Consider the following 20,448-nt stretch of genomic DNA (forward strand, 5'->3'; position numbering starts at 1 on the left):
AATGTGGGAGCGGGCTTGCTCGCGAATGCGCCGGGTCAGTCGATACCTGTACTGACTGATACACCGCCTTCGCGAGCAAGCCCGCTCCCACAAGGGGACAGCGGTGCTTCAAGAGTCTGGGGAAACACCAGGCTGAACCGCGTAAAACGCCCAGGCTGGCTGGTGACATGAGCATGGCCCTGATGCAAATGCATGATCGACTTCACAATGGCCAACCCCAACCCGGTACCGCCCTCGGCACGGGTACGGCTGCTGTCGGCGCGGTAGAACCGTTCGAACAGGTGCGGCAGGTGGTGCGCTTCAATGCCTCGCCCCGGGTTGCCCACCGACAGCGATACGCTCTGCTCGTAGGTCTCCACCAACAGCAACACGGTAGAGGCCTCGGGTGTGTGGCGAATGGCATTGGAGAGCAAATTGGAAATCGCCCGCTGAATCATCAGGCGGTCGCCGGTCACCCAGGCATCACCACGCAGGCTCAGGGTGACGTGTTTGTCTTCGGCACTCAGGGCAAACAACTCCATCACGCGCTGGGCTTCCTGCGCCAGGGACACCTCGGTGAAGGAGGCCCGCGCCGCCGGGTGGCTGACCTGCGCCAGAAACAGCATGTCGCTGACAATCCGCGCCAGCCGTTCGAGCTCTTCGGTGTTGGATTCCAGCACCGCCTTGTATTCCTGCGGCGGGCGCTGGCGCGACAGGGTCAACTGGGCCTTGCCCATCAGGTTGGTCAAGGGCGCACGTAGCTCGTGGGCCAGGTCATCGGAGAATTGCGAGAGTTGCTGCACCCCGGCATCCAGGCGGTCGAGCATCACGTTGATGCCGTGGGCCAGTTCACCCAGTTCGTGGGGCAGGTTGTCTACGGATAAGCGATGGGTGAGGTCTTGGGTGGTGACTTTCGCCGCCACCTGGCTGAACTGCTTCAACGGCGCTAGGCCGCGTTGCACCAGCCACCAGGCGCCCATGCCAATCAGTATCAACAGCAGCGGCAGCGCAATCAGCGTGGCGCGCAGGTAGGCACTGAGCAGCGCCTGGTCGTCCATGCGGTCCAGGGACAGCAGCACCCGCACCCGCTCGCCGCTGGCCAGGCGCATCAGGCTGGAGGCACTGAGTATCTGGTTGCCGTAGCTGTCGACCCAATTGAGGTAGCCCAGGGTTTCCCGTGGCTTGAAGTCGGTGAGCAGTGGTTCCTGAGGCTTGCTGCCGACGTTGAGCAGCACGCTGTTATCGGGTGCGGTGCCGACTATGGTCAGGTGGAAGTTGTCGTGGCCCATCACCAGGTCCATCAGTGAGTGTGGGCGGGCGCGAATACCATGGGCGTCCAGGCCCAGCGCCAGGCTGTGCTGGATCTGTTCCATCTTGCTTTCCAGGTTCTTGCGCGCGAGCTTTTCCAGCTCATGGGTGAGGGCCAGGTAGGCCAGGGTTGCCAGCAGCAGCACCAGGCCCGCGCCCATCAGGCTGACCGTCAGGCCCAGGCGCATCGACAGGCTGCCGGTCTTCATGGGCGCGCTTCCAGCACGTAGCCCACGCCACGAATGGTGTGGATCAGCTTGACCTCGCTCTGGTCATCCACCTTGGCGCGCAGGCGGCTGATGGAGACTTCCACCACATTGGTGTCGCAGTCGAAATTCATGTCCCACACCAGGGAAATAATCTGTGTGCGGGTCAGCACTTCGCCGGCCTGGCGCATCAGCACTTGCAGCAGGGCGAACTCCTTGGTGGTCAGGTCGATGCGCCGGGCGCCGCGATAAGCGCGGTGGCGGCGCGGGTCCAGTTCCAGGTCCGAGACGCGGAACACTTCCGGCTGTGGAATGTGCTCGCTGCGGCGCATCAGGGTGCGCACCCGTGCCAGCAGTTCGGGAAACTCGAACGGCTTGACCAGGTAGTCGTCGGCGCCCATGTCCAGGCCCTTGATCTTGTCAGCCAGCCGGCCACGGGCGGTGAGCATCATCACGCGCTGGGTGCCATTGCGGCGCAATTCTTCCAGCACTTGCCAGCCATCCTTGCCCGGCAGGTTGACGTCCAGAATCACCAGTTCATAGGCGTGTTGCCCGGCCAGGTGCAGGCCGTCGATGCCATTGGCGGCGCAGTCGACCACGTAGCCACTTTCGTTCAGGCCCTGTTGCAGGTAGTCGGCGGTTTTCTGCTCGTCTTCAACCACAAGAATACGCATGGGAGTTACCTCTTGAATTAGGGGAGAGAAGGCGCCCATGTCCCTATGGCGGCGGTTATCGGAGTAGGAAAAGTCTGAAGGCTAAAGTAGCTTCAGGGTCAACTGCGACCATCGGCCGCATGGCGCTGCAGGCAAAAAAAACGCCCCAAGCGGGGCGTTAAAAATTCATCTCTTTCCAAAGGAGCTACACAAAAGCTTCAGAGATGAATGTGCTCGGTGAATAAGTTGAAGCGAGTATAGAAAGTTCCACTTAACGAGAAGCTGAGGCCAATATTACAATTTTGATAACCGACTATTTGTGAACAGATGTTAGTTAATCGCGAGCGAATGTAAGGGCTACAGCACGGCCAATGGGTATTCGGCAATAAAACGAACTTCTTCCAGGTCTGACTCAAACGCACTGGAGCGTACCGTTGCTTGGCGCAAGCGCAAGGACAAGTCTTTCAAACGCCCACTTTGCACCACGTACTTGGCCTCGATATCCCGTTCCCAGCGGCGTTGATCGGTCAAGGGGTTGCCCGCTGCATCGCGGCGCATATACACGGCATTGGCGTTGCTGTAGTCGGCGCCGGTGCCTTTGCCGTAACGGGTCATGAACGACAGGCCGGGAATGCCGAACGCCTGCATGTCCAGGTCGTAGCGCACCATCCATGAGCGCTCTTTGGGGGCGTTGAAATCGCTGTACTGGATCGAGTTATTGAGGAAGATCGAGTCTGACTGGCGCAGGTAGTCGAAGTCATCGTCACCGTTGTTACGCTGGTGCGACACGGCCACGCTGTGGGCACCGACCTTGACCCCGAGCCTGGCGCTCCAGATGTTGTTGTCGAACTCACCGAGCCGTTTCTGGCCTTCGTCCACGGCCTTGTAATAGTTGAAGTCGCCGAACACCGACACGTCGTCGCTCAGCGCGTAATTGGCGTTGCTGCCCAAGTAGTACTGATCCCATGCGTCCTTCAGGCGGCTGCTGTAGAGGCTAAAGCCCAGGTGGCTGTTGAGCTGGTAGTCACCGCCGAAGTAGGCGATCCAGGGCGAGTCGACCTTGCCCGCATAGAAGGTGGCAAAGCCTTTGTTCATGCCGCTTTCACTGGGCTGGCTCATGCCGCTCAAGCGTCCGCCTTGCAGGCTCAAGCCTTCCAGGCTGGTGTTTTGCAGGGTGACGCCGCGAAAGCTCTCGGGCAGCAAGCGAGAGTCGCCGTAGGCCACCACCGGGGTGAGTGGGAACACGTCGCCGGCCTTGATCACCGTGTCCAGCACGCGCAGTTTCGCAGCGCCGCCGACTTTGCTGTAGCTGTTTTCCGGCTGGTTGTCGCTGTTCACCGGCAGCACGCCGAACGAGCCTTTGCCGCCGCTGCGGCCGCTGCCCGAGTCAAGGGTAAGGCCGTACATGGCGAACGCGTCCAGACCAAAACCCACGGTGCCCTGGGTAAAACCGGATTCGAATTTGCCAATAAAGCCCTGGGCCCAGGCTTCGGAATAGCCATTGCCAGTAGGGCTGGACTGGCCCTTGCGGTCATCGCGGTTGAAGTAGAAATTGCGCGCCAGCACGTTGATGCGGCTGCCCTCGATAAAACCCTCGGGCTTGTCCTCCACCGCCATGGCGGCCATGGGCAGTGCAGCCATCAGTGAAAAGGGAAGGGTGTAATGACGAATGCTCATGATGCGCTCCTCGGTGATGGCAGTTATCGGCTCTTATAGAGGCGGGCGTTTTTATTGATCTGGCCCTGGTTGATAGTTGCAAATGGCAGATAACAGCTGCATGGCTTGCACATTACAATTTTGGAAACTAAAGGCCATCTAACAAATAAGTAATGTTCTGGTGAACCTGGCGTCAGGGTTCACTGGTTACTCTCGACACTGAACTTTCCAGTCGAGGAACCTGTGATGAACTTTTATAAATTAGGCTTGGGTGTGTTAACCGCAGTCTTGTCATTTGGCGCACTGGCCGAAGGGGGCGGGGATCGCACCTTTGCCCTGATGATGGAGCGCAATGAGAAAGCCATGGCCGCTTACGCCATCAAAAAAGGCAAGCCGGTGCCCGAGGTCCAGGCCTACCGCTATGGCATGGACCTGGACATTGCCAAGGTCGTCAACGTGACGCCGCCGATCCGTTCGTGCAACGCCGTGCCGTCGCGCATGACCTATGAGGACTCCAGCGGCAAGCTCAATACCCTGGAGTATCAGGTCATGGGCGTATGCCGTAACAATGGCGGTTGAAAATATAGTTGGGCCCAGGGCTCAAGCGCTCTTCAGAAAACCCCGGCAGCGCCGATGCAGGTTAGAACACCCACCTCACTTGCCTAACGGTGCCCCATGTTCAACACCCGCCTGAAGCAAGAGCTGACCGCTCTGCGCGAAGAATTGTCGAGCTTGCTCCAGGTGAAAGAGAGCCTGGAAAGCGAAATGCTCTGCCTGACACTGGACCCTGAAGGCCGCGTGGAGTGGGCCAATGCCAACTTCCTGCAGGAACTGGCTTATTCACTCGGTGAGATTGTCGGGCGCGCGATCGAAGACCTGGTGCCAGCCCATGTGCGCCAGGACCCGTTCCAGCTGCGCTTCAAGCAGGCGCTGGCCCGCGGCGAACACTTTGCCGGCGCCGTGCGCCTGATGCGTGGCAATGGCAAGGAAGCCTGGTTGCGCTCAATCGTGCAGCCGGTGCGCAGTTCGGAGGGGCGCATCAAGCAGTTTTCGATGTTCTCCAGCGACCTTACCCGCACCATCGAGAGTTCGCGTGAACATGAAAACCTCATCACTGCGTTGATGCGTTCCACCGCGTTGATCGAGTTCGACCTGGAAGGGCATGTGCTCACCGCCAATGACCGCTTCCTCGGCGCCATGGGTTACAGCCTGGCGCAGATCGAAGGCAAGCATCACCGTATGTTCTGTGAACCGCAGGAATACAACAGTGCCGAATACCAACAGTTCTGGAAGCGCCTGAACGCTGGTGAGTTCGTCGCCGCGCGTTTCAAACGTGTGGACAGCCACGGCCGCCTGGTGTGGTTGGAGGCCACCTACAACCCGGTGGTGGATGCCAATGAGCGGCTGTACAAAGTGGTCAAGTTCGCCACGGTCATTACCGAGCAGGTCAACCGCGAGCAGGCGGTGGCCGAGGCCGCCAATATCGCCTACAGCACCTCTTTGCAAACCGACGACAGCGCTCAGCGCGGCACCACCGTGGTCACCCAGGCCGTGGACGTGATGCGCGACCTGGCCCAGCACATGCAACAGGCCGGTGAAGGCATCGAGGCGTTGAATGCCCAGTCCCAAGTGATCGGCAGTATCGTCAAGACCATCAGTGGCATTGCCGAGCAAACCAACCTGCTGGCGCTCAACGCCGCCATCGAAGCGGCGCGTGCCGGTGAACAGGGGCGTGGCTTTGCGGTAGTGGCCGACGAAGTGCGGCAACTGGCGTCACGCACCAGCAAAGCCACCGAGGAAATTGTCGGTGTGGTGCGCCAGAACCAGGACATGGCCCGCGACGCGGTGGCCTTGATGGCCGACGGGCGTGCGCAAGCCGAGCAGGGCCTGGCCCTGGCGGCCGAGGCGGGTACCGTGATCGTCGAGATTCAAGACGGTGCGCAAAAAGTGGTGAGTGCGGTCGGGCAGTTTGCCAATCAGCTGTCGAGCTGACCTGTGGGGCTTGTGCTTGAGGTATCTTAGGTCTTTTCTCGCTTGCAGAGCTGATCGACCATGAGCCCTACGTTCCGTCGCCCCGTCCCACTGTCCAAGGCTTACCGTTTGCTCAACCACGGGCCGACCGTGTTGGTGAGCGCAGCCCACAACGGCCAGCGCAATATCATGGCCGCTGCCTGGGCCATGCCGCTGGATTTCGAACCACCGAAAGTCGCGGTGGTGCTCGACAAGGCCACCTGGACTCGCGAGCTACTGGAAGGCGCTGGTACCTTTGTGTTGCAGGTGCCTTGTGTTGCGCAGGCTGATCTGGTGCAGACGGTGGGCAATACCCGCGGCGTTGAAACCGATAAATTCGCGGCCTACGGCCTGCACAGTTTCAGCGGTGAGCACACCGAGGCGCCGATGCTGGAAGGCTGTGTGGCCTGGTTGGAGTGCCGCCTGCTGCCCGAGCCGCATAATCAGCAGGCCTATGACCTGTTCCTGGGCGAAGTGGTCGCGGCTTATGCTGATGAGCGGGTCTTCAGCGAGGGCCACTGGCATTTTGAAGGGCATGATGAACTGCGCACGTTGCACCATGTGGCGGGGGGGAATTTCCTGGCCATTGGCGAACCGATTGTCGGGCGTCAGCTCTGACAGGGGCGGCATGTCCGAGTTAAGCGAACGCATGTTCAAAGCAACGAAGATCAAATGTGGGAGCTGGCTTGCCTGCGATGACGGCCTCACAGCCGGCCCCTATCTATCTGACGCCCCGCGCTCAAACTGTGGGAGCGGGCTTGCTCGCGAAGGCGGCCTAACAGTCAACACAGTTGGACCGGGTACATATCCGTTATTTAGGTAACGGCCACTTAGGGTTCCGCCCTGACGGCGGCTCACTTTTGAACAGCGCAAAAGTAAGCAAAACGCTCTTGCCCCACCACTCGGCACCTCGCCTAGGCTCGGTGTGCCCGTAATCCGCCAGTGATTTGGGGGGCCGCCGCCACGCGCCATCCATGGCGCGGGGCGGCTAAACCGGCATCCCTGCCGGTTTACCCCCCAAATCCCTGTCGAATTCCGGCCAGCGTGGTTTAACGGGGCGCTTGAGATCAAAAGCAGATCAAGAGCGGCTCGCTTCGCATCGTGGTTACAGGCGAGCCACACATAGGGTTTGTGGGGTTTTCAGGTTCGCGGCATGCACTCGATGGTGCGGTTTACCACGGTCTTGGCCATCTCCAGCAAGTGCCATGCGGCGTGGATTCGGGCGCGGTCGTGGGGTTGCAGGTGATCGCAACAGTCCCACACCGTGGCCGATGCGCTGTTGAGCAGATGGGAAATGTAGAGTTGAGCGTCTTCGAAGCTGAGCTCTTCATTGACGACGAGGCAATCCATGGGTGGATCGGGAAGTGCTTTGGTCATGGTGTAACTCCTGATTAAGGCAGAAGCAGGCCCAGTCGCGACTAAACGAAGGGTGGCGGCTGTACGCAGGTTAGTCGACCGGCTAATCAGGAAAATCCGGCGCACCCGAGGGTGCCCTGCGCACAGCCACCATAAAGCCTCATGGAGGACCATGCGCCTGATTAGAGTCCGGGCGACTAAACCCGATCACTGAAAAGGCAGTGACGGGCCGAAGACTAGTCATCGATTCCAACAGGCACAAGGCGGCGGGGATTGTCTCGGAAACGTCCTGCAATTTAAAGGGACACGGCTTGCTGGCCTTTTACAAACCATGACCAAATGCCAGTAACGCCACACTTCAACGGTGGGAGGGGCGCTTGCCTGCGTGACCACCTGTCAACCGCCTATCTACCTGACACACCGAGATCCAAATGTGGGAGCTGGCTTGCCTGCGAAGGCGGCCTGGCAGTCAACACAGTTGGACTGTGTACATATCCATTGCTGCGGTAACGGCCACTTAGGGTTCCGCCCTGACGGCGGCTCACTTTTGAACAGCGCAAAAGTAAGCAAAACGCTCTTGCCCCACCACTCGGCACCTCGCTTAGGCTCGGTGTGCCCGTAATCCGCCAGTGATTTGGGGGGCCGCCGCCACGCGCCATCCATGGCGCGGGGCGGCTAAACCGGCATCCCTGCCGGTTTACCCCCCAAATCCCTGTCGAATTCCGGCCAGCGTGGTTTAACGGGGCGCTTGAGATCAAGATCCCAAGCAGATCAAGAGCAAGAGCGGCTCGCTTCGCATCGTGGTTACCGTTGATTGCGACAGCGTTGTGTCGATATCTATGGCCATCGCAGGCAAGCCAGCACACACACATGGGTTTTGTAGTGTTTTCAGGTGCGCGGCATGCACTCGATGGTGCGGTTTACCACGGTTTTGGCCATCTCCAGCAAGTGCCATGCGGCATGGATTCGGGCGCGGTCGTGGGGTTGCAGGTGATCGCAACAGTCCCACACCGTGGCCGATGCGCTGTTGAGCAGATGGGAAATGTAGAGTTGAGCGTCTTCGAAGCTGAGCTCTTCATTGACGACGAGGCAATCCATGGGTGGATCGGGAAGTTGGTGTAACTCCTATTGTGCAAGGGAGCGACCACTCACGCTGCTAAACGCAAGGTGGCAGCTGTACGCGGGTTAGCAGACCGGTCAATAGGAAAACCGGCGCACCCGAAAGTGCCCCGCGCACAGCCACCATAAACGTATAGGTGAACCTGTGCCTATTGAGTTCGGGCTGCTAAACCCGATCACTGAAATCCAGTGACGGACCGAAGACTAGCCATCGATTCCAACAGGCACAAGGCGGCGGGGATTGTCTCGGAAACGTCCTGCAATTTAAAGGAACACGGCTTGCTGGCCCTTTACAAACCATGACCAACTGCCAGCAGTTGGGGAGCTTTTGTAGGAGCGAGCTTGCTCGCGAAAAACTCACGGGCGCCGCATTCATTCAGGAAACCCGCGTTATCGTTGACGCTTTTCGCGAGCAAGCTCGCTCCTACAGTCCCCACGCATTTCAGCGTCCGAGCATCTTCACCCAACGTGATGGCGGCATGCCGTAGGTGCTGCGAAATTGGCGGGTCATGTGGCTCTGGTCGGTGAAGCCTGCGGTCATGGCCGCATCCACCAACGATTGGCCCTGGGCCAATAAGTGGCGCACCAGGTCCAGCCGGCGCATGGTCAGGTAGCGGTAGGGGCTGGTGCCGAACAACACGCGAAAGTCCCGCGATAACGCCCAGCGGTCGCGGCCGGCGTGGTCGGCTATTTCATCCAGGGTGATGCTGCGGCCCAGGGCGCTGTGGATGAACTCACGGGCGCGTTCGGCTGCGATGTAGTCAAAGGATTTACGGTGGATGATGGCCCCGGACGCAGCGCTCAGCGCCTGGGCCAGGTCGAACAGGGCGTCTTGCTCTTGCATCGGGTCTATCGGGCAATCCAGGCTTTGCAGCAAGACTTCGCTGGCGCGGTGCAGCCGTGGGTCGGTGGACAAGCCGCCAGGGATAAACGGCAACGGCTGGCCACCGAGGATCTGCTGGATCAGCGCCGGCTCCACATAAATCATCCGGTACTTGAAACCTTCGTCGCTGCCGGCGCGGCCGTCATGGGTTTCATCCGGGTGTATCACCATGGTGGTGCCGGGCAGGCTGTGGGTCGTGCCGCCGCGATAATGAAAGCTCTGTACGCCGAACAATGTGCGCCCAATGGCGTAGGTGTCATGGCGGTGGGGGTCGAAAGCGAAGCCGGCAAAGTACGCCTCGATACGGTCCAGGCCGCTGGCGTGGGGCGCGCGGTGCAGCCAGTCGAGGGAGTGGGTGGGGTTGCCCATGGTGACTTGTCACAAAAGGAGGTGGAAACACGTTAACTGAGTCTGCACCGGTTGTCTGCCGGGGTCTTGTACGATTGTGCAGGTGTTGGGCAAGGCACATCGGGTAGCGAATCGCTGACCGCCCGTGGTAAGAAGCCTTACTTTCAATAGTGAGGTCGGGTCATGAGCAAGGTGCGGGTAGGGATTATTTTTGGGGGCCGTTCGGCTGAGCATGAAGTCTCGCTGCAATCGGCGCGCAACATCGTCGACGCCCTCGACCGCTCGCGCTTTGAGCCCGTGCTGATCGGTATCGACAAGGCCGGTCACTGGCACCTCAATGACACCTCCAATTTCCTGCTCAACCAGGAAAACCCGGCGCTCATCGCCCTCAACCAGTCCAACCGTGAATTGGCCGTGGTGCCCGGCAAGGCCAGCCAGCAAGTGGTGGAAACCTCCGGCCAGGGCTTGCTGGAACACATCGATGTGATCTTCCCGATTGTCCACGGCACCCTCGGCGAAGACGGCTGCCTGCAAGGCTTGCTGCGTATGGCCGACTTGCCCTTCGTCGGCTCCGACGTGCTCGGCTCGGCCGTGTGCATGGACAAAGACATCAGCAAGCGCCTGCTGCGTGACGCGGGTATTGCCGTCACACCCTTCATCACCCTTACACGTCGCAACGCGGCGCGCACCTCCTTTGAAACGGCGGTGAACAAGCTCGGTTTGCCGATGTTCGTCAAACCCGCTAACCAGGGTTCCTCTGTGGGCGTGAGTAAAGTCGGCAACGAAGCCGAGTACCACGCTGCCGTTGAACTGGCGCTGGGCTTTGATGAAAAAGTGCTGGTGGAATCCGCCGTGCAGGGCCGTGAAATCGAATGCGCCGTGTTGGGTAATGATCACCCGATCGCCAGCGGTTGCGGTGAGATCGTGGTGAGCGGCGGCTTCTACTCCTACGACAGCAAATACATCGACGCCCAGGCCGCCCAGGTCGTGGTGCCGGCGGCTATCAGTCATGACGCCAGCGAGCGCATTCGCCGACTGGCCATCGAAGCGTTTGAGGTGTTGGGTTGCGCCGGGCTGGCGCGGGTGGATGTGTTCCTGACCCAAGACGGCGAAGTTTTGATCAACGAGATCAACTCACTGCCCGGTTTTACCCGCATCAGCATGTACCCCAAGCTGTGGCAGGCGGCGGGCATGAGCTACAGCGAGTTGGTGGGCCGGTTGATTGAGTTGGCGTTGGAGCGACATGCGAGTCGCAAGGGGTTGAAGAGCAATCGCTGACTGTTTGGGGGCGCTCGACTCAACGGCTTGTGAGCAGCTGTGGCAAGGGAGCGAGCTCCCTCGCCACAAGAGTAAGGTTTGATCGTTAGTTTGTACGAGCAATCCACGAATAGATCAACGTCTTCGGCTCCTCCAAGTGATGCGTCCTCCTGCGATAGCTGGCAAACGTCGGCGACGTGCAATAAGTGCACACGTCACTCACCTCGATCTGCTCGCGCTTGACCCCCGCCGCGTGCAGCAACAGCAGCCCATACCCGCTCAAATCAAACCAGGCACTTCCCGTTTGCCTGGCGTGGGGCGGTGGAATGCGCGGGGGCTGTAGAGGCGCCGGTTGCTCAACGCTCCAGGGTGCCTGGCCGTGCTGCCACAGGTGGCCTTGATCGACCTGGAGCTCGGCAATAAACGCTGCGCTCACCTCATAGCAGCACGGTTTGATCGACGGCCCGATCGCCACCCGCAATTGGTCCACAGTAATGCCGTCATCTATGAAGCGCTGCACGGCATTGCCGATGATCCCACGCTGCAAGCCCTTCCAGCCGCCATGAATGGCTGCTACCGACTCACCGCCCGCGATCAGAATGGGCAAACAATCGGCCGTGATGACCGCAATCGGCTGTCGGCTGCGGGTGAACACCCCGTCAGCCTCATTCGTGTTGGCCGGCTGACCCGGCTGCCACCCGATCACTGACGCGCTGTGCACCTGTTTGCAAATAAACACGCCATCGGGGCGCAGCGGATCGTCAATCGAGCAAAAACCGTGATCCACGCCGGGGAGGGCATTGAGGTTATGGGCTTTGTGCACCGTGCATTCTCCTTTGATCAAAACACCCTAGTCGCCCAACGCCTCACCTTCACGCCGAGGGTCAGCACCGCCACTGAGCGTCACTTTGCCCTGGGCATCCCGTGTGCGAACGATGGCCTGCACGCCGCTGGTCATCTCGATCTCGCTCAGGGCGTGGCCTTTGTCCTTGAGCGTCTGTTTCAGCGCCGGGCTGAACAGTCCAACTTCCAACTCGGTAGCACCATTGCGACTGCCGAAGTTAGGCAGGCTGATGGCCGCCTGCGGGTCGAGCTTCCAATCGAGCATGGCCACCAGGGATTTACTCACGTACTCGATGATCTGCGAGCCGCCGGGGGAGCCGACGGTAGCCAGCAGTTCGCCCGTGTGGCGATCGAACACCAAGGTCGGCGCCATGGCCGAGCGTGGGCGTTTGCCCGGTTGTACACGGTTGGCCACAGGCTGGCCGTTTTCTGCGGGGATGAACGAGAAGTCGGTCATCTGGTTGTTGAGCAAAAAGCCCTGGACCATCACATGGGAGCCGAATGCCGCTTCCACCGTGGTGGTCATCGACACGGCGCCGCCCTGGTCGTCCACCGCCACCACCTGTGAGGTGGAGATGCGTAGCGGCGAGCGGTCTGGTGCGTACGCCACCTGAATACCGGCGGGTTGGCCGGGCTTGGCGATGCCCATGCTGCGCTCGCCGATCAGCGAGGCGCGTTGTGCCAGGTAACCTGGTGCGACAAGACCGGCAACCGGGACGGGGGTGAAGTCTGCATCGGCCACGTACAGCGCGCGATCGGCAAAGGCCAGGCGCCCGGCTTCGGCGAGCAGGTGCACGGCCTCGGGTGTCGGTTCAAGCCCGGCCGGCGAAGCGCTCTTGACCGGTGTCATGGGGGCGATGGCCAGGCGTGGGTCGCGGGTTTCCAGCGCCTGCAATGTCCCCAGGATCTGCGCCACGGCTATCCCGCCCGAGGACGGCGGTGGCATGCCGCAGACCTTCCATTGTTTGTAGTCGGTGCACAGCGGTGCGCGCTGCTTGGCGGTGTAGCCTTTGAGGTCGGCCTGGGACAGGCTGCCGGCATTGCGATGGCCCTGTACCTTGCGTGCGATCTCCTCGGCAATCGGGCCTTGGTACAGCGCGTCCGGCCCTTCCTTGGCGATGCGCTTGAACACCGCAGCCAGTGCCGGGTTTTTCAATCGTGTACCGGTGGCTTTTGGCGAGCCATCGGCATTCAGGAAGTACGCCGCCATGTCGGGCGATTGCGCGATAAAGCGGTCAGCCGCGATCAAGCTGTGCAAGCGTGGGGAAATGGCGAAGCCTTGCTCCGACAGGCGAATCGCCGGCTCGAACAGCTTGGCCCATTGCAGGTGGCCGCTCTTTTTGTGCGCCATCTCCAAGGCGCGCAGTACGCCCGGCGTGCCCACCGAGCGCCCGCCAATTTGCGCATCCGTAAACGCCATCGGCGTACCGTCGGCCTTCAGGAACAGACTCTCCGTCGCCCCGGCCGGTGCAGTTTCGCGGCCGTCGTAAGCCTGCACGTTGTGCCCATCCCACAGCATGATGAACGCACCGCCGCCGATGCCGGACGACTGCGGTTCCACCAGAGTCAATACCGCTTGCATGGCAATCGCCGCATCAATGGCCGAACCGCCTTGGCGCAGCATTTCACGCCCGGCTTCGGCGGCCAATGGGTTGGCGGCGGCAGCCATATGGCGCTCGGCGTGGCGGGTGCTCAGGTCGGTGCGATAGCCCGAGCCCAACTCCGGGGCCGGTGGCTGTTCATTGACCGGCGTGTGGCAGGCGGCGAGGGCCAGGGTGGCGGCGATGACTGTCAGGCTGCGGCGGGAAATCAAAAACACGCGCTGAACTCCGTTCATGGTGAGAAGGGGCTGTTGTCCTTGGGCGACTGCGTTTTACAGGTAAATCGTGCCTTGCATGTACAGCACGGCCTTGCCGGAAATAATCACCCGGTCACCCTGGAGCTCACAGCGCAACTGGCCCTTACGCTGGCCGCCTTGCTCGGCGCTCAATTGCGATTTGCCCAGGCGCTCGGCCCAGAACGGTGCCAGCGAGGTGTGCGCCGAGCCGGTAACCGGGTCTTCGTTGACGCCGACATTCGGGCCGAACCAGCGCGAGACAAAATCAAACCGCGTGCTTTTGGCGGTTACCGCAATCCCGCGTTTAGGCAGGCCCTTGAGCCGTGCGAAATCCGGTGTGAGGGCCGCTACCTGGGCTTCATCTTCCACCAGCACGATGTAGTCGTCGGTGCCAAACACCTCGGCGTTTTCAAGCCCCAGGGCGCTCAACATGCCGTGGGGCGGCTCGCAGCGTTCGGGTTTCTTGGCCGGAAAATCCATCGCCAGCTCATCGCCATTGCGGGTTACCCGCAACTCGCCGCTACGGGTCGCAAAGCGCAACACCTGGGGGGCGTCCGCCAACTTGTGGATCAATACCCACGCGGCTGCCAACGTGGCATGGCCGCACAGGTCCACTTCAACTTCCGGGGTGAGCCAGCGCAACTCATAGAAGTCGCCACGGGGTACAAAGAACGCGGTTTCCGAAAGATTGTTCTCGGCCGCAATCTGCTGCAGTTGCTCATCAGGCAGCCACTCAGTGAGTGGGCACACTGCTGCCGGGTTGCCGCCGAAGGGATGGTGGCTGAAAGCGTCGACTTGGTAGATGTCCAGTTGCATCGTGGCACTTCATGTTGGGGGAGGCTGGACACTAACAGTGGGGGTGGGGGGCGTCAAAATACAGTTGGGGAGTTTTTTTGCGCGCATAAAAAAACGGCCTACCTTTCGGTAAGCCGTTTTTAGTACTTGGTGGTACACAGTCATTTGAACCCGATCTATAAGCTTATGTTTATAAAGTATTTATTTTGGATCGTTTGGGTTTGGCATACAGGTGGGCATACACGCTACATCCGTATGATGACTACAGAACAAGGCTTTCGGGCGGGGCTAAGCCCGTCTTTTTTGTCGGATAGGCCTAGGGGGCTTCACCTCAGCCTCAGGACGAAGACCTTGCGATTTCTTTTCGTAAATCGCAAGCCAATGCAGAGTCGCCTTCCGCATCGGCAAGCAGCGCCATAAGCATCAAGTTGCCAGACTTACCTATCTCGTCCTTCTTACTGAAAAGAAGATCGTTTAGCTCTGTGGACCAGCCTAGCTCTTGCAATGCCCGAACTTGCCACCACGTTTCTCCCTGCTCGGTTGACTCTCTGTACGCGGCTTTGAGTAAATCCTCGATCAGATTTTCTTCCATGAACTCTTTTATGTAGAAGGCAGCAGAGAACCAGCTCCCATTCTGCAGTGAGTCATTGATGCCTTGAATGTACTTTTGAGCTGCCTCGAGTCTACGTCCTACAGCTCGCAGTGCTCTAGCATGTTGCTCATAATCATCCCTACCTACAAATGCTGCTAGATAATCATCTATTATTTCTGCCGGGACAAGATCCGGACGTTCTTGTAAGCTGCCGCGCAGGAAGAAAATAGCATCTGGAGATGCACCTCTGCTTATTGCAATCTCTATATATTTATCCCTCAGCTCTATATTGCCAATTCCATTGTAATGAATAGCTAAGAGCTCTAGCTGCCCTGTTTCACGATATATTTCAGCAATGCTCGTGATAAGTTCAAGGTCTATCGAACCACCGCCTGGCTGTGACTCTCGATTCGCTTCAGAGGTGGCTCGGTCGGTAGCGACGATACGCAGCCAGTCGTTTCTATATAGTATCACTTGGTCTGCGTCTAATTTACGATCAAAGCCGCCGCGAATCTGGGTTTCACGATGGCAATCAAAGCACAGGGTCGAAAGGTTCAGTGCTAGATTATTAGACGGATCCTCATCTATGTGGTGAATCTGTACGGGTTTACCCTTTGTTCTGCAGACGCAGCAAGTTCGATCAGATAAGAACAACACTTGCGCTGCAAGATCAGTAGGTATAGGTATTCTTTTTTTCTTCCTTGTCATCTTCGACTATCACTCTACTTTTGTTCGCTAAGGCCTAGCACCATTCTTTTCCTATGGCACGAGAAAAACTATAGCATTTCTTCACATTGGAAGAGGCCAAAAGAATCACGGGGGACCCTACAGCTTTGACCGTCGCACGGGGTCGGAAACCCGCGGGATCGTGGTAGCGGCAGCCGCACCAGCTTACTGAAATTTCAACGTTGAAATTGAAAGGATCTTGAAGAGAAAAGGGCATCCTTACCGGATCTGTAACGGTCATTGGTTTCGTTCAGGATAGTGAACGATTGTCCTGGTCAACTCGGTCAACCAGTCAACTAACTTTGGAGCCCAGCCACTAACGAGATCCGGCGGGTTCTTTGCCCCGTGTCGATCCGAAATGCCCAGGGACCCCAGCGGCTTCCGATTCGTTGGGCAAATGCACTGGTGAACAGCAGTTCACCCGGTTCACCTGTTCACTAAGCTGGGCACCTTTCCGCTAACACGATTACGCGGGTTTCCTACCCCGTACCTAGAAGAATGCTCCAGGGTCCCCACCATCGAACCAAAGCCAAGAGCATGACCCACCTCAGTTTCGCTGAAGGAGCAATACTAACGGGGCTAGGGGATACCCTAATAAAGCCGTGTTACGGGTGTTACGCGTGTTACATAATCGGATAACTATATGATTTTAAATGGTTTATATGACGTTACGTAGCTGTGACCGGTTTGCGGATGAACGTGTTACATGGCAAATAGGTGTTACACCAATAACTGAACTGGGAGGAGCGGTTTATGATGGTTAAGCGCGTATCAAACTGGGCTCATTGCAAGGGGTAAGCGTTCAATTGCTGCAAAAGTCTTGGCTGCCACCGGTGATGTCTTGATAGTGAGGACCATTTTTTGCACGCCCGCATGGATCAGAGCAAGCGATGCCTGGCTGTGGATAAGCAGACGGTCTGGCGTGCATTTGAACTTGTGCTGGCATAGTAATATCGGCGACTCTTGCATGGGCCTGAGTGTCATTAATAATCGAAAGTAGCACCAGGTATTCTCAAGTCCCGCCGTCGAAGGTGGGCAACGGGGGACTCGTTCCGCGTCCTCGACTATGGAGGTTACGAAAATATGGAAATCCTACATTTTACCAATGGCATCAACCCTCTGGTGATGGAGCAGAGCATTGAGCTCGCTGTATCCGAGGCTCCGGCCATGGTTGGCCAGCACATCCATGGAGACAGCCCGTTGCTGCTTCTCGCAGAGACAGAGGTACGAATTCTGCTGGGAGAGTCCCTGCGTATGGTCGGTGCTGGAGTTGTCCAGCAGATGGATGGCCAGATATGTGAATTGAAAGTAGGCATTGTCGCAGCGATTGACGGCGAGGCAGAAAAACCGCGTCTCGCCGGGTTTATTCAGTACAAGCCTCGCCTGATGACCACTGGTGTTGCCTCAATCGGGTACGCCGCAGTCGCTAAAGAGCATCGCAACAAAGGTGTGTTCACGCAAATGCTGAACGAGCTCAAGAGTCAGTATTCAGTGCTTACGCTGGACTGCCCTCTGGAGCTGGTCCCCATGTATGAGAGGCTGGGATTCCAGGCGGACAATGCGCAGGGCGCCCACGTTGGCATGAGCTCCGGGCCTATGACGGGCAAGAATTGGATGCACGACCAGGAGTACCTCGACGAGCAGCCTTCTTATAAACGCGCCAAGGAAGAGATTCGGACCTTGTTGGGTAAACGCACTCGTGACGCCTATGCAAAGCGTGAAGCTGATACACAAAAACGTATTGATGAAATCCACGCAATGCTGGCCGCTCGCGGTGTGAAACCGTAAACAAAGGAGTGTTCCAGAGGCAGCTTGCGAAGAGAAGCAGAGATTGTTTGAGGGGCTCTAGGTCGACGCCGAGGATTTGGGTCTTGCACGCTAATACACCCAACATCTACTGAAAAAAAGCTGGCACTCAGCGCCCTGAGACGTCGTGGTTTTATCTGCATGCAGCAACTCTCGCCCGACCGCATAATCGACAACAACTGCTCCGAGAATGGATATGTCCAAGTCCCTAGTTGAATTCAAACGCTTCTTGGCGAAGTCTGCCCCGACGCTGTCCGAACACGAGAAAAAGCTGGCCAACATCATGCTTGTGAGGTTCGACGAAATTGCGGCAGTCGGAGTTGCGGGAGGCCGGCGCGGTAAAGTCTTGGCGAAGCTGATCGTAGACAATGGAGATGCGGCATCTCCTGCACTCGAAATCGCGGCCGACGAAGGGAACGCCAACGAGAGTGAGATCGTCCGGCTTACTAAACTGGAGGTCGAGCATTTTCGTGGTTTTTCCGAGAAGCACACTTTCGAATTCAAAAAACCATACACGTTCGTCTACGGACCTAACGGGACGGGGAAGTCGAGTCTCTGTGAGGCGCTTGAATACGGATTGCTCGCCTCGATCCACGAAGCGGATTCGAAGCGGATCCCCGTCTCGGACTACATCAAGAACGCAACATTGAAGAAGTCGGCGAAACCCGTTCTGTACGGAGATACTGCGAAGGAGATGGGAGTCGAAGTGGCAGCGGACCCCCGCAGTTTCGAATTTTGCTTTATTGAGAAGAACAGGATCGACGGATTCGCGCGAGTGGCGGCTAATACCCCTAGTGCCCAGCAGACGCGGTTGGCTGCACTGTTCGGCTTGGAAGAGTTCAACGCGTTCGCAACGCAGTTCAACGAGAGCCTCGACGGTTACCTAGACTGCGTCGGAAAAGAGGGGAAGGATCTCGCGGAACGCGCGAAGGGTATCGCCGGACACGAAGCGATACTCATTGGTCTCCCGCTGAAAGCCAAAATCGCAGAAACGCAACGTGCAGTGCTGCTCGCGAAGTATCCGGACTGCAAGAACCTAGAGGAAATCAAGACAGGCCTAACTGGACCCGAAGGCAACGGCGGCAAGCAAAAGGCAAACAATACCGAAATCGGCCGCTTGCAGAATCTTAAAACGGCCGCTGACCCTGGGACGGACGGCATTCTGGCCGACGCCGATGAACTGCTCCGGCTTATCGAAGAGAAGGCGGAATCGGAAGATTTCCTCAAGCAGTACAAGGAACAACTTTCCCTTCGGGACCTTTACGGCGCGATTCTAGCCAACCGCGTAAGGTTCGAGAACGAGTGTCCCGCATGCGCCTCCGAACTCTACCGTGACGGTCGACTCGCAGTTCCTGTGGATCCGTACGGCAACGCAGAGGAAAAGCTAAAGCAATTCGATGCAGCCCTGAAAGCCGAAGGGCGCATCAAGGAAATCCTGGAGGCACTCAACCTTGGCTGGCGGGATCTTCTTTCGAAAATCGCCAAGCTTCCAGCGTCCGCCGGGGCTATCGGATTCGTCAAAGCGCCCGAGATCGGCTCCTTCAGCGCGGAGGCCTCCGCCGCCAAGGATCTGGTGGGCATCGAGAGCTTCCTTAGGGCTGTGCCGGCAACGCGCGAACTGCTCAAGTTGCTGAAGGACGCATCCACGACTCACAACGGAAAGGTCGAACAATCCAAAGCCGCGATCAAGACGCTCGAGGACGATAACCTTGCGATTTTCAAGGACCTCGAGGAAATCGTCGCCATCTCGATCCTAGTCGATGCGAACACTAAGAGTGAGATGGAGGCGACTCAGGCTATCGAGAAGTTCAACCAGGAGAACGAGGAGCTCATCAAGGTAGTGGAAGCTGAAAAACTCGGAGTCGCAAGAAACCTGAGCTTCAGTGTCGCTTATGGCTCGCTTCGCGGGAAGCTTCTGGCCTACAACGCCGAACTGCCCTTGGCGTTGGCTGCGGATCTAAACGAGAAGACGCTAAAGTTCTACAACGAAATCAACAAAAACGACCACCCTTCCGACAGGCTCAACTCCCTGAGATTGCCGACGGCTGCCGGTGCGAGAATAGAGATCGAGTTCGAGAATGGGGACACGTGCGATGCTCTCCAGGTTCTTAGCGAGGGTCACATTCGGTGCCTCGGGCTCGCGATTTTGTTGGCGAAAATCACCAGGGACCGCCTTCCTTTCCTAATATTCGACGATGTTGTTAACTCGATCGACGACGAGCATCGGGGCGCGATTATCGACCTTATCTTGAATCCGGAAGAGATCGGAAAAAGGCAACTAATCATCACGACTCACGGTGAGGATTTCGTGAAGCGCCTCGAGAATGCGGTGCCCATGAAGAGGTACGGGGAAACGGTAACCCGAATCGACTTCCTTGTGCCGTTTGCTGCCAAGAAGATCAGCGTGAAGCTCGACTCGCCCCGGCACTACCTCACGGTGGCGGCCCGAAGCTACGAAGAGGGGCGAACGCGCGACTCCCTGAGTTATGTTCGGAAGGCCTTTGAAGAAGAACTCAATCGTCTCTGGAAGAAGATTGCAAATAAGAAGCTGTCGGCGCAAATAACTGTCGGGATGAGGGGGCCGGGAGATCCTGATCTCATGAGCTTGGCTACGGGCCTCCACCAATTTCTCGGTAAGAAGGACGTGGTTTTGTTCCAAGACGCCCTGCCGCACCTAGGCGAGATGCTTGGATACGGCGAAAAGCACAAAGTTGAGTGGAGCTACATGAACAAGGGAGCCCATGAAGAGGATCGGGAGGAAGAGTTCGACGCCGCGGTCGTAAGGCGCATGCTTGAGACCGTGATAAAACTCGACGAGGCGATCGAGGCTCCGCAGGCTTGATGGGCGACTCGGATGAAGGCCGGCGTTCGGGAATGCTGCCTTTCAAACTTAAGCAGCGCTGAATGACAGAAAACTGTTACATAACAGTCTTTCTTTACGCTGATCGTAAAAGTTGGTTTCGGCCAAGGTGCCGAAGTGCATCCGACGGGTTTGGAGGGAAAAAGCTCGAGTGTTCGAGGGAGGAACGGCCGGATTGCTCGCTTTTGGGTTGGAGCTGCCAATCGCGGATGGC

The 20,448-nt window shown here is 58.2% G+C and carries 16 protein-coding genes; 6 read left to right on the top strand and 10 right to left on the bottom strand.

Features of this window, described 5'->3' with window-relative positions; all coding sequences use genetic code 11:
• Nucleotides 1–35: 35 nt before the first annotated feature.
• The 3 genes from N2A98_RS03575 to N2A98_RS03585 all read right to left on the bottom strand — a co-directional run bounded on the left by N2A98_RS03575 (nt 36) and on the right by N2A98_RS03585 (nt 3,823).
• Nucleotides 36–1,496 (bottom strand): heavy metal sensor histidine kinase, encoded by a 1,461-nt coding sequence (locus N2A98_RS03575; protein ID WP_044271281.1) that lies wholly within the window; start codon nt 1,494–1,496, stop codon nt 36–38.
• On the bottom strand, nt 1,493–2,167 hold the full coding sequence (locus N2A98_RS03580; protein ID WP_003188303.1) for a heavy metal response regulator transcription factor: 675 nt from the start codon (nt 2,165–2,167) through the stop codon (nt 1,493–1,495). The genes N2A98_RS03575 and N2A98_RS03580 overlap by 4 nt, the downstream gene beginning before the upstream one ends.
• Nucleotides 2,168–2,503: 336 nt before the next feature.
• Nucleotides 2,504–3,823, bottom strand: coding sequence for an OprD family porin (locus N2A98_RS03585; RefSeq protein ID WP_047712526.1), 1,320 nt, complete (start codon nt 3,821–3,823; stop codon nt 2,504–2,506).
• A 225-nt stretch (nt 3,824–4,048) separates the two neighbouring features.
• Here N2A98_RS03585 and N2A98_RS03590 point away from each other — a divergent pair, with 225 nt between their 5' ends.
• The 3 genes from N2A98_RS03590 (at nt 4,049) to N2A98_RS03600 (ending at nt 6,430) form a co-directional block, all read left to right on the top strand.
• On the top strand, nt 4,049–4,381 hold the full coding sequence (locus N2A98_RS03590; RefSeq protein ID WP_044271288.1) for a DUF2790 domain-containing protein: 333 nt from the start codon (nt 4,049–4,051) through the stop codon (nt 4,379–4,381).
• A gap of 96 nt (nt 4,382–4,477) precedes the next feature.
• Nucleotides 4,478–5,794 (top strand): PAS domain-containing methyl-accepting chemotaxis protein, encoded by a 1,317-nt coding sequence (locus N2A98_RS03595; protein ID WP_044271290.1) that lies wholly within the window; start codon nt 4,478–4,480, stop codon nt 5,792–5,794.
• Between the two features lie 60 nt (nt 5,795–5,854).
• Nucleotides 5,855–6,430, top strand: a complete 576-nt coding sequence (locus N2A98_RS03600) for a flavin reductase family protein (protein ID WP_044271293.1) — start codon at nt 5,855–5,857, stop codon at nt 6,428–6,430.
• Nucleotides 6,431–6,952: 522 nt separating this feature from the next.
• Here N2A98_RS03600 and N2A98_RS03605 read toward each other — a convergent pair.
• The 3 genes from N2A98_RS03605 to N2A98_RS03620 form a co-directional block, all read right to left on the bottom strand.
• Nucleotides 6,953–7,189, bottom strand: a complete 237-nt coding sequence (locus tag N2A98_RS03605; RefSeq protein WP_044272101.1) for a hypothetical protein — start codon at nt 7,187–7,189, stop codon at nt 6,953–6,955.
• Between the two features lie 867 nt (nt 7,190–8,056).
• On the bottom strand, nt 8,057–8,266 hold the full coding sequence (locus N2A98_RS03610; protein WP_069557886.1) for a hypothetical protein: 210 nt from the start codon (nt 8,264–8,266) through the stop codon (nt 8,057–8,059).
• Between the two features lie 463 nt (nt 8,267–8,729).
• A complete protein-coding gene (locus N2A98_RS03620; protein WP_044271350.1) occupies nt 8,730–9,539 on the bottom strand; it encodes an AraC family transcriptional regulator in 810 nt (269 codons plus the stop codon).
• A 162-nt stretch (nt 9,540–9,701) separates the two neighbouring features.
• Here N2A98_RS03620 and ddlA point away from each other — a divergent pair, with 162 nt between their 5' ends.
• Nucleotides 9,702–10,796, top strand: coding sequence for a D-alanine--D-alanine ligase (gene ddlA, locus N2A98_RS03625; RefSeq protein WP_275623030.1), 1,095 nt, complete (start codon nt 9,702–9,704; stop codon nt 10,794–10,796).
• An 85-nt stretch (nt 10,797–10,881) separates the two neighbouring features.
• On the opposite strand, the gene N2A98_RS03630 is transcribed toward ddlA, so the two are convergent.
• The 4 genes from N2A98_RS03630 to N2A98_RS03645 all read right to left on the bottom strand — a co-directional run bounded on the left by N2A98_RS03630 (nt 10,882) and on the right by N2A98_RS03645 (nt 15,550).
• Nucleotides 10,882–11,598 (bottom strand): polyphenol oxidase family protein, encoded by a 717-nt coding sequence (locus tag N2A98_RS03630; RefSeq protein WP_275623031.1) that lies wholly within the window; start codon nt 11,596–11,598, stop codon nt 10,882–10,884.
• A gap of 27 nt (nt 11,599–11,625) precedes the next feature.
• On the bottom strand, nt 11,626–13,455 hold the full coding sequence (ggt, locus tag N2A98_RS03635; RefSeq protein WP_044271355.1) for a gamma-glutamyltransferase: 1,830 nt from the start codon (nt 13,453–13,455) through the stop codon (nt 11,626–11,628).
• A gap of 36 nt (nt 13,456–13,491) precedes the next feature.
• Nucleotides 13,492–14,271: a PhzF family phenazine biosynthesis protein gene (locus N2A98_RS03640; protein WP_044271358.1), complete on the bottom strand. Its 780-nt coding sequence runs from the start codon at nt 14,269–14,271 to the stop codon at nt 13,492–13,494.
• Between the two features lie 316 nt (nt 14,272–14,587).
• The gene (locus N2A98_RS03645) at nt 14,588–15,550 is read right to left on the bottom strand and encodes an HNH endonuclease signature motif containing protein (RefSeq protein ID WP_148853417.1); all 963 of its coding nucleotides are present in this window, start codon (nt 15,548–15,550) and stop codon (nt 14,588–14,590) included.
• 1,101 nt (nt 15,551–16,651) lie between these two features.
• Here N2A98_RS03645 and N2A98_RS03650 point away from each other — a divergent pair.
• Together N2A98_RS03650 and N2A98_RS03655 are read left to right on the top strand one after the other, a co-directional pair.
• Nucleotides 16,652–17,356, top strand: coding sequence for a GNAT family N-acetyltransferase (locus N2A98_RS03650; protein ID WP_148853418.1), 705 nt, complete (start codon nt 16,652–16,654; stop codon nt 17,354–17,356).
• A 214-nt stretch (nt 17,357–17,570) separates the two neighbouring features.
• A complete protein-coding gene (locus N2A98_RS03655) occupies nt 17,571–20,216 on the top strand; it encodes an AAA family ATPase (RefSeq protein WP_275623032.1) in 2,646 nt (881 codons plus the stop codon).
• Nucleotides 20,217–20,448 lie beyond the last annotated feature (232 nt).

Source organism: Pseudomonas sp. FJ2-5-13 (assembly GCF_029201605.1).
Taxonomy (GTDB): Bacteria; Pseudomonadota; Gammaproteobacteria; order Pseudomonadales; family Pseudomonadaceae; genus Aquipseudomonas; species Aquipseudomonas lactis.